The organism is Franzmannia pantelleriensis (assembly GCF_900102875.1).
Classification (GTDB): Bacteria; Pseudomonadota; Gammaproteobacteria; order Pseudomonadales; family Halomonadaceae; genus Franzmannia; species Franzmannia pantelleriensis.
On the sequence record NZ_FNGH01000003.1, the window covers coordinates 262,371 to 277,013 of the forward strand.

Below are 14,643 nucleotides of genomic sequence, written 5' to 3' on the forward strand. Positions count from 1 at the left end.
GGCTCCTCAGAAACGCGGCAGCTCGGGGTGCGGCAATTCGTTGTTGTGCACGTGCATGGCGCCGAACTCGGCACAGCGCGCCAGCGTGGGAATGTTTTTGCCCGGATTGAGCAGACGGGTCGGATCGAAGGCCGCCTTTACCGCATGGAAGGCGGTGATCTCGTCGGGCTGGAACTGGGCACACATCTGGTTGATCTTTTCGCGGCCAACGCCGTGCTCGCCGGTGATCGAGCCGCCGGCGGCAACGCACAGCTCGAGGATCTTGCCGCCGACGTCCTCGGCCAGTTCCAGCTCGCCGGGCTGGTTGGCATCGAACAGGATCAGCGGGTGCATATTGCCATCGCCGGCGTGGAAGACATTGGCCACGCGCAGACCGGATTCTTCCGAGAGCGCGGCGATGCCCTTGAGCACCCGCGGTAGCTCGCGACGCGGGATGGTGCCGTCCATGCAGTAGTAGTCCGGCGACATGCGGCCCACGGCGGGGAAGGCGTTCTTGCGACCGGCCCAGAACTTGGCGCGTTCGGCGTCGTCTCGGGCCAGGCTGATATCGGTGGCGCCGGCGCGACGCAGTACCTCCTTGACCGTTTCGCAGTCATCGTCGACATCGGCTTCGACGCCGTCGAGCTCGCACAGCAGGATCGCTTCCGCCTCCACCGGGTAGCCGGCCTTGACGAAGTCTTCGGCGGCCTGGATGGCGAGCTTGTCCATCATCTCCAGCCCACCCGGAATGATGCCCGCAGCGATGATGTCGCCCACCGCCTGGCCGGCCTTCTCGACGTCATCGAAGCTTGCCATCAGCACCTTGGCGCTCTCCGGCTTGGGCAGCAGCTTGACGGTGACTTCGGTGACCACGCCGAGCATGCCCTCAGAGCCGGTGAACAGCGCCAGCAGGTCGAAACCCGGAGTGTCGAAGGCCTCGCTGCCCAGCGTCATGCGTTCGCCCTCGATGGTCATCACCTCAATCTTGAGCACGTTGTGTACCGTGAGGCCGTACTTCAGGCAGTGCACGCCGCCGGCATTCTCGGCGACGTTGCCGCCGATCGAGCAGGCGATCTGTGACGAGGGGTCAGGGGCGTAATAGAGGCCGTATGGCGAGGCGGCCTCGGAGATCGCCAGGTTGCGTACCCCGGGCTGTATGCGCGCGACGCGCGCATCCGGGTCGATCTCGAGGATCTGCTTAAACCGTGACATCACCAGCAGCACGCCCTGTTCCAGCGGCAGCGCACCGCCCGACAGGCCGGTACCGGCGCCGCGGGTGACCACCGGCACGCCCATGGCATGGCAGGTCTTCAGCAGTACTTCAACCTGCTCGAGGTTGTGCGGCAGGGCGACCAGCATCGGCAGCACACGGTAGGCGGAAAGCCCGTCACACTCGAAGGGGCGCAGGTCCTCTTCGCGGTGCAGCAGGGTCATGTCAGGCACTGCCTCGGCGAGGCGTGTCAGCACCTCGCCCTTGTCGTTGTACGGCAGTTCGCCATCCAGCGCCGCATCGTAAAGTATATTCATGGTGACTCCCCAGCTTGCGCGTCAGGCAACCAATCTGTGCCTTTATCGTACTGCTTGTCCAGCCTGTGGTGTACTGGTCAGACCAGACATTGGTCTATATTGTGGAAATACTTTCCAATCTACATCCTGGCAGCCTATCAGGCTAGTTTGCCCATCCGCAGATGCGAGGAGCCCGCCATGCCTTTGACGTCTGATCACGGCCTGCGCACCCCTGACGGGGTGGCGGCGACCCTGGAACAGCTGATTCTCGATGGGGTGTTTCGCCCCGGCCAACTGCTGCCTTCCGAGCGGCGGCTATGTGACAAGCTGGGGGTGTCGCGCTCCTCGCTGCGCGAAGGGCTACGCATACTGCGCAGCAAGGGGGTAATCGACACCCGTCACGGACGAGGTTCCAGCGTGGCGCAGCTGGTGCCGCCGCGGGACGATAACCCGCTGATGCATCTGTTCAAGAGCCAGCCCCGCACGCTCTATGACCTGTTGGAAGTGCGTGCATTGTTGGAGGGTGAGTCGGCGTTTCTTGCCGCCAGCCGTGGCACGCCTGCCGACCGGGTGTTGATCACTCGTCACTATCTGGAGATGGCGGATTATGTGGCAGAGGCTGGCATCATCGACGTCGAGCGTCTGGCGAGGCTCGACCATGCCTTCCATCTGGCGATCTGCCAGGCCTCGCACAACCCGGTGTTGGTGCATACGCTGCAGAGCCTTACCGATCTGTTGCTCAGCTCGGTATTCGCCTCGGTCAAGAATCTCTACCACCGCGCCGAGCCGCGCGAGATGATCAACCGTCAGCATGCCGACCTTCACGAAGCAGTGGTGCAGGGCAAGCCGGCGCTGGCCAAGCGGGTGGCGCTGGAGCATCTGACCAGCATCGGCGAGCGGCTGCGTGACATCGAGGTCGAGACGCAGCGTCTGGAGCGCTCTGCGATGCGTTTGGAGGGGTGGGAGTAGGGCTCAGCCGTTGGCGGCGTTGATCAACTCGTCGTCTTCAATGACACCGGCCAGAGTAACTACCTCCAGCTTGTGGCACAGGTGGTCGCGCAGGATCTGCCCCAGTCGTTTTCCATCACGCGCTTTAAGCGCCACTATCATCATCTCGTGGTCATTGACCGCTTGCCGCCAGAAGGCATCGGTCATTTTCTTCGAGTAGCGTACCCGCTTCACACGGTAGCTGAGGTTATTGTACATCTCCTCCAGCACCTCATTGTTGGCCGCTGCCAGGATGCTTTCGTGGATCTGTCGATTGACCGCGAAGTAGGGCTGCATCTCGCGGTTACGGTAGTGCTCCAGCATCTGCTCATGCAGCTGGCAGATGGCGACGATACCCTCATCGCTAATCTGTTGACAGGCCAGTTCGCCAGATAAGCCCTCCAATGCCCCCATCAGGTCGTAGGTGTCCTTGACCATTTTGACGGTTAGCTGCATGACCCGTGCGCCGCGATTGGGTAGCAGTTCGACCAACCCTTCCGAGGCCAGCACCTTTAGGGCTTCGCGCAGCGGCGTGCGCGAAACGCCGAAGGTTTCGCACAGTTGTTTTTCCGAGATGCGCTCACCGGGGGGCAACTCGCCATGTTCGATCAGTTCTCGGATACGATCGGCGACTTCTCGGTAAAGGTTGCGATGCTGAATTTTGCTCATGCGTGAGTTCCTTGTTCGCGGCCGGCCCGCAGGACGTCCTTGCCAGGGTGTCGCTACCCGCCTCCTCACTTTCTATGGTGGCGATGTTGACGGCATAGTGCAAAAGGTATTATGAATTCATAATTCCGGCAAGGGCCTTCATTGTGCCTACGTCGCGGATCCAGGCCCATAACGATAATGACAATGAGAGGAGTTGCATCATGGCTGGAAACGTATATCGCTGCCGAGTCGATCTTACCCGCGCTCAGGCGCGAAGTATCCTCGATGGTGCGTTCGCCAACGCTCGTGAAGCGCACATGGAGCCGCTCAGCGTGGTCGTTCTCGACGGCGGTGGCCATGTGGTGGCTGTTGAACGCGAGGATGGCTGTGCTCCGCTGCGCTTTCCGGTTGCCCGGGGCAAGGCGTATGCCGCGCTGGGCAACGGCGCGTCCAGCGGCGTGGTGGGAGAGCGCAATGCCGAGCGCCCGGCGTTTCTCGCTAGTGTCGCCGTTGCTTCCGGTGGTCAATTCGTGCCTGTTGCGGGTGGCGTGTTGATACTCGACGAACAGCAGTTGGTCATTGGTGCCGTTGGCGTCAGTGGCGCCTCTTCCGCCGAGGACCAGCGTGCGGCTCAGGCGGGCATTGAAGCTGCTGGTCTGACCTGGGGGTTGGTGCCGGAGTGATCGCGCGGAGCGTTCTATGTCCAATGGCGCCTTGACACCCATCGCCATCGCCGACTAGCTTGATCGTCAGGCTTTGAATAAAGAATTCAATTTATCAATGCCGGCATTGTTCACCAACCGACTAGCGGTTTCGCAACACTGCATAACCACAAAAAAGCGCAACGCGCATCCAACCAGGCATCGTGCCAACACTAGAACAAAGAGGTAACACGCCATGCTTTTTCCACGTGTCGCTGTCGCCACGCTCGCCATCGCGGTAGCGTCGGTATCGCTGCAGGCTCAGGCTCGCGAGATCACCTTTGGCCACGTCGGTGGGCCTGACTCGCTATTTACCGATTCCGCCAACTACTTCGCCGGACTGGTAAACGAGCGTCTACCGGAACCCTACGAAGTTGTCCCGTTCGGCTCTAGCCAGCTGGGTACCGATTCCGAACTGCTGCAGCGCTTGCGCCTGGGTACGGTCGACCTGGCGCTACCCTCCACCATTATGTCGTCGGTGGCCGACGAGTTTGGCTTGTTCGAGCTGCCTTATCTGATTCAGGACCGCGAGCACATGCAGCGGGTCGAGGAGGAGGTCTTCTGGCCCCACCTGGCGCCACTAGCCGAAGGGAATGGTTATCGTATTCTGGCCGTATGGGAAAATGGTTTCCGCCATATCACCAACAACCGCCGCGCCATCAACACCCCCGAGGACCTGCGCGGCGTCAAGCTGCGTGTGCCTCAGGGCGTGTGGCGGGTACGTATGTTCGAGGAGTATGGCGCCGAGCCTTCGCCGATGTCTCTCTCCGAGGTGTTCATGGCCCTGCAGACCGGCGTCATGGATGGCCAGGAGAACCCCTTGGCCCAGATCGCCGGCCAGCGCTTCCAGGAGGTCCAGGACTATCTATCGTTGACGGGCCATGTCTATACCCCGGCCTATCTCACCTCTGGTCGACGCTTCAACAACCTGCCCGAAGAGATACAGGAGATTATCATCGAGGCGGCCCGGGAGACCCAGGCATATGTCTATGAGCACGCCGCCCAGCTCGACCAGGACCTGATCGCGGTCATTGAAGAAGCGGGAACAGAAGTGAATGAGGTCGATACCTCGACCTTCATCGAGGCGTCTTCGCCCATTTATGAGGCGTTCGCGGCCGAGGTGCCCGGCTCCCAGGAGCTGATCGACCAAGTCCTGGCGCTCGGTAACGACTAAGTCAACGCCCGTGCTAGACCTCTCCCCCGCGCCGCTTGGGTGGCGCGGGGGCTTCTGTCCCCTACCTCAATGAGTCGAGATCCATGGGTACTGTGAACCAACTCTCCCGCATCATGGAGCGTTTGCTCGAGATCATCACGGTGGTGCTGATGGTGTCGCTGACGCTGGTGGTGCTCTATGCGGTGGTGACCCGCTACGCCTGGCGGACCCCCTCCTGGTATGACGAAGTCGCCGCCATCATGCTGGTGTGGTTGACCTACTATGCTGGGGCCTTAGCGGCACTCAAGCGCGGCCATATCGGTGTCGACGGCGTGGTGGCCGCCTTGCCGGTGCACATCCGCATGCCTGTCACCTATGTGTCAGAGGCGCTGTTTATCGGCTTCTTCCTTACCCTCGGCTGGGCCGGGCTGGTGGTCCTCGATGTCATGCAAGGCATGGCGCTGATCACTCTGCGCTGGGTTCCGCTCACCTTCACTCAGTCGGTCATCCCCATCGGCGCCGGTCTCTTTATCATTGCCCAACTGCTGAGCATGCCAGGTCATTTGGCCAAGGTGCGCGCCGGCCTGACCCAGGAAGAGGAGGAGATCCGCCACGCCATTGCCGAGGCTGAGCGTGACAACGCGCGAGCCGGCTTCACCGCGGAATCACTGACGAAGAGGGATCAGCCATGACACTACCGTTCATGATAATTGGCTTGATCGGGCTGATCCTGATGGGGCTGCCCATCGCCGTGGCGCTGGCGATCGTGGCGACGGTAGCCATCGTCGCCTTTCAGGGCCTCGAGATGCTGCCCAACATCGGGCTGACTATGTTCGAGGGGGCGAGTAGCTTTCCGCTGCTGGCGATTCCGATGTTCGTGCTGGCCGGTGCCATCATGAACACCGGTGGGATATCCAAGCGCCTGATCGCCTTTGCTTCAGCGCTGTTCGGTTTTATTCGCGGCGGGCTGGCGATGATCAATGTCGGTGTCTCGCTGTTCTTTGCCGAAATTTCCGGCTCGGCGGTGGCCGATGTGGCGGCCACCGGCTCTGTGCTGATCCCGGCGATGAAGAAGCGCGGCTATCCCAGCTCGTTCGCGGCTGCGGTAACGTCGTCGTCGGCGTCGCTGGCGATCATTATCCCACCGTCGATCCCGATGATCCTCTACGGGGTGATGTCCGGGGCCTCCATCGTCCAGTTGTTCGTGGCCGGTATCGTGCCGGGCCTGCTCGGCGCCGGTGGCCTGGCGGCGCTGTGTTACTACTACGCGCGCAAGTACAACTGGCCGGTGGAGGAGGTGTTCCAGTGGAAGCGGGTCAAGCAGACCGCCAAGGAGGCCAGCTGGGCGCTGACCCTGCCGATCATCATCCTTGGTTCGATCTTCGGTGGCTTCGTGACGGCTACCGAGGGCGCGGGGTTGGCGGTAGCGGCGGCGATCTTCATTAGCGCCGTGATCTATCGTGAACTGGATATGCGTACCCTCTACAAGGCGATCATTGATGGTGGCCAGCAGACCGCGGTGGTGATGCTGCTGGTGGCGGCCTCGGCGCTGATCGGGGTCTTCCTGACCGAAATGCGTATGCCGCAGCAGCTGGCCCAGGCGGTGCTTGGCCTGACGGATAACAAGTACGCCATCCTGATGATGCTGAACGTCTTCTTCCTGCTGATCGGGCTGTTCCTGCACTCGGCGGCGGCGATCATTCTGGTGGTGCCCATCGTCATGCCGCTGGTCGGTGCGGCCGGGATCGATCCCGTGCACTTCGGCCTGGTGGTCTGTCTCAACCTGGCCATTGGCCAGCAGACGCCGCCGGTGGCGAGCGTGCTGATCACCGCCTGCTCGATCGCCAAGAGTGATGTCTGGTCGGTGACCCGCTCCAACCTGGGCTTTATCAGCGTCCTGCTGGTGGTGCTGTTGATGGTCACCTATATCCCGGCAATTCCCATGGCGCTGGTCGAGTTCTTCTATCGCTAAGCCCGCTATCGTTAGCCAAGGCACCCCTCCCGGCCGAGTCGCGCCAGGAGGGGTATGGAGAGGCATATGAACGAAGAGAGCCTGCTGTTCGAGGTGCGTGACGGGGTGGCCTGGCTGGGTTTCAATCGCCCACAGAGCCGCAATGCCATGACCTGGGAGATGTACGACGCCCTGGAGGCCTGCTGCGATCAACTGGCAAAGGATGAGCATGTCCACGCCGTGGTACTGCATGGGGTCGGCGGGGAGGCCTTCGTGGCCGGCACCGATATCACCCAGTTCAGCCACTTTTCCAAGCCCGAGGACGCGATCGGCTACGAGCGCCGTATCGATCGCGTGGTCGGCAAGCTGGAAACGCTGAACAAGCCGACCATTGCACTCGTCGAGGGTGCCTGCGTAGGTGGCGGAGCGGCACTCGCCATGGTCTGCGATTTTCGCTACTGCACACCGAGTCTCAAGTTTGGGGTGCCCATCGCCAAGACCCTGGGCAACTGCCTGTCGATCACCAATGTGTCGCGGCTGATCGACATGGTGGGTATCGCACGCACCAAGGAAGCGCTGATGCTTGGCAAGCTGTTCAGCGCTGACGAGGCCAGCATGGCCGGCCTGGTGAATGCAGTGATCGAGCCCGACGAGATCCATGCCCGGGTGGCCGATGTGGCTTCCCAGTTCACTCGGCGCGCACCGCTCACGGTGCAGGCCAGCAAGGCCCTGATTGGGCGGGTGCAGGAGCAGCGGCGTGCCGCACGTGATGCCGGCGATGACTGGGTTATCACTTGCTACATGAGCGACGATTTCAAGGCGGCGGTCAACAAGTTCGTCAACAAGACACCGTTCGAGTGGACGGGTCACTAATGACAAGCGAGGTGGAGCCGATGCTTCCCTTAGACAACCTGAAAATATTGGATATCTCTCAGATCATGGCCGGCCCCTACTGCACCATGGTGCTGGCCGACATGGGGGCCGAGGTGATCAAGGTCGAGAAGACCAACGGCGGCGACGATAGCCGCCAGATGGGGCCCTACGTCAACGATGAATCGACCTGCTTCTCGCAGATCAACCGCAACAAGAAGAGCATCTCCTTGAACCTCAAGGATGAGCGGGCCCGGCAGATCTTCTATCGCCTGGCCGAGGATGCCGACGTGATCGTCGAGAACTACCGTACCGGGGTCACCAAGTCGCTCAAGATAGACTACGACACCATCAAGGCCATCAACCCGGGCATCGTATACTGCTCGATCTCCGGCTACGGCCAGACCGGTCCTTACAGCCACCGCGGCGGCTTCGACCTGGTGGCCCAGGGCATGAGTGGCCTGATGTCGATGACCGGCGAACCCGGGCGTCGGCCATTGAAGACCGGCATCGCGGTCTACGACATCGGCGCCGGAATCACCGCGGTCTACTCGATCCTCGCCGCACATATCCACAAGATGACCACCGGCGAAGGGCAGCATATCGATATTGCGATCACCGAGTGCGGCCTGCCGTGGTTCGCCTGGGAGGCGGCAGCCTATTTCGCCGAGGGCAGGGTGCCGGAGCCGACCGGTTGGCGTCATAGGGTGTCGGCGCCTTATCAGGCGCTCAAGACGCGGGATGGCTATCTGATGCTGGGCTGTGCCAATCAGCGTACCTGGGAGCGCCTGTGCGGCGATGTGCTGGAGCGCGACGATCTTATGGCCGATCCCCGTTTTGTCACCAATCACGAGCGCGGCCAGCACGTCGAAGAACTTGAGGCGCTGCTCGAGGAGCTCATGGCCGAGCAGGACACCGACTATTGGCTGACGCTGTGCGATAAGGCAGGGGTGCCGGCGGGGCCGATCAACGATTTCGGCCAGGCGATGCAAGACGAGCACTATCTGGCCCGTAGCATGGTCGAGGAGATGGAGCACCCGGTTATCGGCAAGATGAAGACCATCGGCTTTCCTAGCAAGTTCTCGCGCACGCCGTCGCAGATCCGCTCACCGGCACCGCTGTTCGGCCAGCATACCGACGAGGTGCTGACCGCGACCCTGGGACTCTCCCCGCAGGATATCGCCACGCTGCGCGCCGAGGGATGCGTCAAGTAACGCTGTTTTGATGACATCAATTGCATTCATTATCAAAAGTACAACCTGTTCCTGGAGACACCACCATGTTGAAGCTCGATTTCCATCCCTCCGGCCGCCACTTCCTGCAGATTCCCGGCCCGTCGCCGGTGCCGGACCGTATCCTGCGCGCCATGAGCCTGCCGACCATCGACCACCGCGGCCCCGAGTTCGGCGCCCTGGGCCTTGAGCTGCTGGCCAAGATCCAGAAGATCTTCAAGACCAAGCATCCGGTCATCATCTATCCGGCCTCAGGCACCGGGGCCTGGGAGGCGGCATTGGCCAATACCATGTCGCCGGGGGATCGGGTGCTGATGTTCGAGACCGGCCACTTCGCCACCCTGTGGCAGAAAATGGCGGTGCGCCTGGGCCTTGAGCCAGAGTTCATCGGACTGCCGGGCTACGAGGGCTGGCGGCATGGTGTTCAGGCCGACATGATCGAGGCGCGGCTCAAGGAAGATAGCGGCCACGACATCAAGGCGGTGTGCGTGGTGCATAACGAGACCTCCACTGGCGTCACCAGCAACATCGCCGCGGTACGCCGTGCCATCGATGCTGCCGGTCATCCGGCGCTGCTGATCGTGGATACCATCTCGGGGCTGGCCAGTGCCGATTTCCGCCACGACGAGTGGGGGGTGGACGTGACAGTGTCGGGTTCCCAGAAGGGCCTGATGCTGCCGCCCGGCATCAGCTTCAATGCGCTCTCTCCCAAGGCCATCGAGGTCAGTAAGGCGGCCAAGCTGCCCAAGAGTTTCTGGGCCTGGGACGAGATTCTCGAGGCCAACCAGAACGGCTACTGGCCCTACACACCGAGCACCAACCTGCTCTACGGCCTTAACGAGGCACTGGACATGCTCCTCGACGAGGGCTTGGAGAATGTGTTGGCTCGTCATCAACGTTGGGCAGCAGGGGTACGTACCGCCGTCGAGGCCTGGGGGCTCGAGATCCAGTGCCAGGAACCCGAGGTCTATTCGCCGGTACTTACCGGCGTCGTGGTGCCGGAAGAGATCGACGCCGATGAGGTGCGCAAGATTATCTACGAGCGCTTCGATCTCTCGCTGGGCACGGGGCTTGGCAAGGCCAAGGGCAAGATGTTTCGTATCGGTCACCTGGGCGACTGCAATGACCTGACGCTGATCGCGACGCTGGGCGGCTGTGAGGCTGGCATGAAACTGGCCGGCATCTCGCTCAAAGGCAGTGGCGTTGCGGCGGCGCTTGACTACTTCGCAGCCAACCCGCTGAACCGCGCTGTTTGACCGCTTGGCCCAGGTGAACGACTGAGGAGGGCGGCATGACGTCCCTGACCGACAAGACCCAATCCCGCGATGCCAAGGTTAAGCCGGTGACCGAGCTGGCAACACGGCTATCCCGTGAACTTGCAGGCGAGGTGCTGTTTGATCAGGCCTCGCGGGGGCGCTACTCGACTGATGCATCGATATATCAGGTAACACCGGTGGGAGTGGTTATTCCGCGTCACCAGGCGGACTTGGGGCTGGCGCTGGATATTGCCCGCGACGCCAAGGTGCCGGTGCTGGCCCGGGGAGCAGGGACCAGCCAGTGTGGCCAGACGGTGGGCGAGGCGCTGGTGATCGATACCACGCGCTATTTGAAGGAAGTGATCGAGTTCGATGCTGATGCGCGCACGGTGACGGTGGAGCCCGGCATCGTACTCGACCACCTCAATGCCTGGCTGAAGCCACATGGCCTTTGGTACCCGGTGGATGTCTCGACCAGCGCCCAATGCACCATCGGCGGGATGGCTGGAAACAATTCCTGTGGGTCGCGCTCGATTCGCTACGGCAACATGGTTCACAACGTGCTCGGCGTCGAGGCACGAATGGCAGATGGCAGCGAGGTGGCATTCGGTTTTGTCGACCGCCTGGCCGAGGGCTCGCCTGAACAGCGACTCGCTGCGCAGGTCAAGGCGATTGCCGAGCGGGTCGGCCCGGAGATTCGCGAGCACTTTCCCAAGGTGCTGCGACGCGTTGGGGGTTACAACCTCGATCTGTTCGATTGTCAGAACCCCAAGCCTTATGATCCCGATGGGCGGGTTAACCTGGCGCACCTGCTGGTTGGTTCAGAGGGCACCCTCGGGGTCAGCCGGCGTATTACCCTGCGACTCTCGCCGTTGCCCACGCACAAGGTGCTGGGGGTGGTGAATTTCCCCACCTTCTATCAGGCGATGGATTTCACCCAGCATATCGTTGAACTCGATCCCACCGCGGTGGAGTTGGTCGATCGCACCATGATCGATCTGTCGCTGGAGAATCCCGCCTTCCGACCGGTGATCGAGAAGGCGTTGATCGGCAAGCCGGAGGCGATTCTGCTGGTGGAGTTTGCCGGCCAGGACGAGGCCGCACAGCGCCAGGCGTTAGCGTCTCTCAACCAATTGATGGGCGACCTGGGACTGCCGGGCAGCGTGGTCGATATGCCCGAGGCCGCCGAGCAGAAAGCGCTGTGGAACGTGCGCAAGGCGGGGCTCAACATCATGATGAGCATGAAGGGTGACGGTAAGCCGGTATCCTTTATCGAGGATTGTGCGGTGCCGCTGGAGCACCTTGCTGAGTACACCGACAAACTCACCCAAGTATTCCACCGCTACGGTACTGAAGGCACTTGGTACGCTCACGCTAGCGTTGGCACTCTGCACGTGCGTCCGATCCTCGATATGCGCCGTGATGGCGCCGAAAAGATGCGCGAGATCGCCGAGCAGGCATCGGCGTTGGTGCGCGAATACAAAGGCGCCTACTCCGGTGAGCACGGCGATGGGCTGTGTCGCGGCGAGTGGGTGGCCTGGCAATTCGGTCCCACCGTCAACGACGCCTTCCGCGACATCAAGCAGCTGTTCGACCCCGAGAACCTGCTCAATCCGGGCAAGATCGTCGATACGCCGAAGATGGATGACTCGCGCTACTTTCGCTTCGCCAAGGATTATCAGGCGATTCCGCTGACCCCGGTATTCGACTGGTCGGCCTGGAATGTCAAACGCGATCCGCTAACTGGTGATCAGACGCCTCCCGGCTCAGGAGGGGATGCCACCCATGGCCTGGCCATGGCGGTAGAGATGTGCAACAACAATGGGCACTGCCGCAAGTTCGATGCTGGCACCATGTGCCCAAGCTACCGCATCACCCAAGATGAGCAGCACCTGACCCGAGGGCGCGCCAATACCCTGCGACTGGTGTTGTCCGGCCAACTCGGTGACGAAGGGCTAGCCAGCGACGATGTCAAGGAGGCGCTGGATCTGTGCGTATCGTGCAAGGGCTGCAAGCGCGACTGCCCGACCGGGGTCGACATGGCCAAGTTTAAGATCGAGGCTCGCACTGCCAGGGCTCGCGCCATGGGGCTGAGCTTGCGCGACCGCATGGTCGGTGAAATGCCGCGCTATGCGCCCTGGGCGAGCCGCTTTTCCGGACTGCTTAACGGCGTCGAACGAGTGCCGTTCCTTGCCCGACGCGTAAAACAAGTGCTCAAGCTGGCACCGCAGCGTGCCCTGCCGGTCTTCGACGGAAACTTCCTGGCCGCCGCCGAGGCGCCCAACGGCATTGCTGCCGGGGCTCGCGAAGTGCTGCTGTTCGTCGATACCTTCAACAACTACATGGAGGGTGCTAATGCCGAGGCCGCCAAGCGTGTATTGGAGGCGGCCGGCTATCGGGTGCATCTCAACGTCAAGCAGGGGCAGCGGCCACTCTGCTGCGGTCGCACCTATCTGTCGTCGGGCCAGTTCGACAAGGCCAAGGCCGAAGCGCGACGCACCCTCGAGCATCTGATGCCGTTTGTGCAGCGTGGCGTATCGATCGTCGGCCTCGAGCCGTCGTGTCTGCTCACCATGCGAGATGAGTTCTTGCAGTATGGATTCGGCGACGAGGCGCGAGCGCTGGCCGACGCGGCCTACCTGTTCGAAGAGTTCCTAGTCGAGGCCATGGCCGCCGAGCAGTTGCCTCTGACGCTCAAACCATTGCCCCACAAACGGGTGATGCTCCATGGCCATTGTCACCAGAAGGCCTTCGATGCCTTGCGACCGGTGGAGCAGGTGCTGGGTTGGATTCCTGAACTCCAGGTCGAGACCATCACCTCATCCTGCTGCGGCATGGCGGGGAGCTTCGGCTACGAGGTGGAACACTACGATGCCTCGCTAAAGATGGCTGAGCTGTCGCTGCTGCCGGCGATCCGTGAGGCGGATAGTGACGCCGTGGTTGTTGCTGACGGGACCAGCTGCCGTCACCAGATCAAGGACGGCAGCGGGCGAGAGGCGGTGCATGTGGCGCGCCTGCTGGAGCAGGCGCTGGACGTCAGCTGAGCTAGGACGCATTGACATCAGTGCGTTTGCCAGGCGGGGCCGTTCGGATAGGTGTGCTCTGCCAGTGAGTCGGCCTTTAGGGTGATGCTGTAACCCGGAGCGGTAGGTACCTGGTAGTGACCTTTGCGGATCACTACCGGGTGTTCAAAGTGCTCGTGAAGGTGGTCGACGTATTCGAGAATGCGTCCTTCCAGGGAGCCGGACACGGCAATGTAGTCGAACATCGAGACGTGCTGTACGTACTCACACAGCCCGACGCCGCCGGCGTGGGGGCATACCGGCACGCCATACTTGGCAGCCATCAGTAGTACCACGATCACCTCGTTGAGTCCGCCGAGTCGCGCCGCATCAAGCTGGCAGTAGTCGATGGCCTCGGCCTGCAGTAGCTGCTTGAACATCACCCGGTTGTGGCAGTGCTCGCCAGTGGCTACGCCGATCGAGCCCAAGCGGTGGCGAATTTCGGCGTGGCCGAGGATATCGTCGGGGCTGGTCGGCTCCTCGATCCATAGTGGGTCGAACTCGGCCAGCTGGCGCATGTTGGCAATGGCTTCGTCGACGTCCCACATTTGGTTGGCATCCATCATCAGCGCGCGGTCCCAGCCGATCTCCTCTCGCAGAATCTGCGCACGGCGTCGATCTTCCTCAAGATCCCCGCCGACTTTCTGCTTGAAATGGGTCCAGCCCTCGGCCAGAGCCTCGCGGGCCAGGCGGCGTACCTTGTCATCCGGGTAGCCGAGCCACCCTGCCGAGGTTGTATAGCCGGGATAGCCGTGCTCGCGCAGCTCGGCTTCGCGAGCATCGCGACCGGCGGCTTGGCGTTTGAGCAGGCCCAGTGCCTCCTGCGGGGTGAGAACGTCGCTGACGAAACGGAAGTCGAGGCTTTTAACCAGTTGCTCAGGCGACATGTCGACTAGCAACTTCCATACCGGTTTACCTTCTGACTTGGCCCACAGATCCCAGAGCGCATTAACGATGGCGGCGGTGGCTAGATGGATGACCCCCTTCTCGGGGCCGGTCCAGCGCAGTTGGCTGTCGCTAGTCGTGATCCGGCGCCAGAAGCTGCCCATATCAGCTGTGATCGTCTCGAGTGTTTCCCCTTCAACCAGGTAGGCCAGGGATTCCACTGCCTTGACGCAGAGTTCGTTGCCGCGGCCAATGGTGAACGTCAAGCCATTTCCCTTGAGGCCAGCATCGGTATGCAGGGTGACGTAGGTGGCCGAGTAGTCGGGTGCCGCGTTCATGGCATCGGAGCCGTCCAGCGAGCGCGAAGTAGGGAAGCGAATATCCTCAACCGTGAGGTGGGTAATCGACGTCAT

General features: G+C 61.9%; 12 protein-coding genes. 9 read left to right on the forward strand and 3 right to left on the reverse strand.

The window, feature by feature from the left end; translation table 11 throughout:
- Positions 1–6 precede the first annotated feature (6 nt).
- Positions 7–1,506: a glycolate oxidase subunit GlcD gene (glcD, locus tag BLT16_RS05490; RefSeq protein WP_089657518.1), complete on the reverse strand. Its 1,500-nt coding sequence runs from the start codon at positions 1,504–1,506 to the stop codon at positions 7–9.
- 177 nt (positions 1,507–1,683) lie between these two features.
- Between glcD and glcC the strand changes: the two genes are divergently transcribed.
- Complete coding sequence (gene glcC / locus BLT16_RS05495; RefSeq protein WP_089657519.1) at positions 1,684–2,454, forward strand: transcriptional regulator GlcC; 771 nt, start codon at positions 1,684–1,686, stop codon at positions 2,452–2,454.
- 3 nt (positions 2,455–2,457) lie between these two features.
- On the opposite strand, the gene BLT16_RS05500 is transcribed toward glcC, so the two are convergent.
- Positions 2,458–3,141, reverse strand: coding sequence for a GntR family transcriptional regulator (locus tag BLT16_RS05500; protein ID WP_089657520.1), 684 nt, complete (start codon positions 3,139–3,141; stop codon positions 2,458–2,460).
- 200 nt (positions 3,142–3,341) lie between these two features.
- Between BLT16_RS05500 and BLT16_RS05505 the strand changes: the two genes are divergently transcribed.
- From BLT16_RS05505 to BLT16_RS05540, 8 genes are all read left to right on the forward strand, one after another.
- Positions 3,342–3,803, forward strand: coding sequence for a GlcG/HbpS family heme-binding protein (locus BLT16_RS05505; RefSeq protein ID WP_089657521.1), 462 nt, complete (start codon positions 3,342–3,344; stop codon positions 3,801–3,803).
- Between the two features lie 214 nt (positions 3,804–4,017).
- Positions 4,018–4,995 (forward strand): TRAP transporter substrate-binding protein, encoded by a 978-nt coding sequence (locus BLT16_RS05510; RefSeq protein ID WP_089657522.1) that lies wholly within the window; start codon positions 4,018–4,020, stop codon positions 4,993–4,995.
- 83 nt (positions 4,996–5,078) lie between these two features.
- A complete protein-coding gene (locus BLT16_RS05515) occupies positions 5,079–5,666 on the forward strand; it encodes a TRAP transporter small permease (protein ID WP_089657523.1) in 588 nt (195 codons plus the stop codon).
- The gene (locus BLT16_RS05520; protein ID WP_089657524.1) at positions 5,663–6,946 is read left to right on the forward strand and encodes a TRAP transporter large permease; all 1,284 of its coding nucleotides are present in this window, start codon (positions 5,663–5,665) and stop codon (positions 6,944–6,946) included. The genes BLT16_RS05515 and BLT16_RS05520 overlap by 4 nt, the downstream gene beginning before the upstream one ends.
- A gap of 66 nt (positions 6,947–7,012) precedes the next feature.
- Positions 7,013–7,798 (forward strand): enoyl-CoA hydratase/isomerase family protein, encoded by a 786-nt coding sequence (locus tag BLT16_RS05525; RefSeq protein WP_089657525.1) that lies wholly within the window; start codon positions 7,013–7,015, stop codon positions 7,796–7,798.
- A gap of 20 nt (positions 7,799–7,818) precedes the next feature.
- Positions 7,819–9,009: a CaiB/BaiF CoA transferase family protein gene (locus tag BLT16_RS05530; RefSeq protein ID WP_089657592.1), complete on the forward strand. Its 1,191-nt coding sequence runs from the start codon at positions 7,819–7,821 to the stop codon at positions 9,007–9,009.
- Positions 9,010–9,074: 65 nt separating this feature from the next.
- Complete coding sequence (locus BLT16_RS05535; RefSeq protein ID WP_089657526.1) at positions 9,075–10,283, forward strand: pyridoxal-phosphate-dependent aminotransferase family protein; 1,209 nt, start codon at positions 9,075–9,077, stop codon at positions 10,281–10,283.
- Between the two features lie 35 nt (positions 10,284–10,318).
- Positions 10,319–13,327: an FAD-binding and (Fe-S)-binding domain-containing protein gene (locus BLT16_RS05540; protein ID WP_089657527.1), complete on the forward strand. Its 3,009-nt coding sequence runs from the start codon at positions 10,319–10,321 to the stop codon at positions 13,325–13,327.
- Positions 13,328–13,344: 17 nt separating this feature from the next.
- Here the strand turns inward: BLT16_RS05540 and BLT16_RS05545 are convergent, their stop codons facing one another.
- Positions 13,345–14,643, reverse strand: a complete 1,299-nt coding sequence (locus BLT16_RS05545; RefSeq protein ID WP_089657528.1) for an L-fuconate dehydratase — start codon at positions 14,641–14,643, stop codon at positions 13,345–13,347.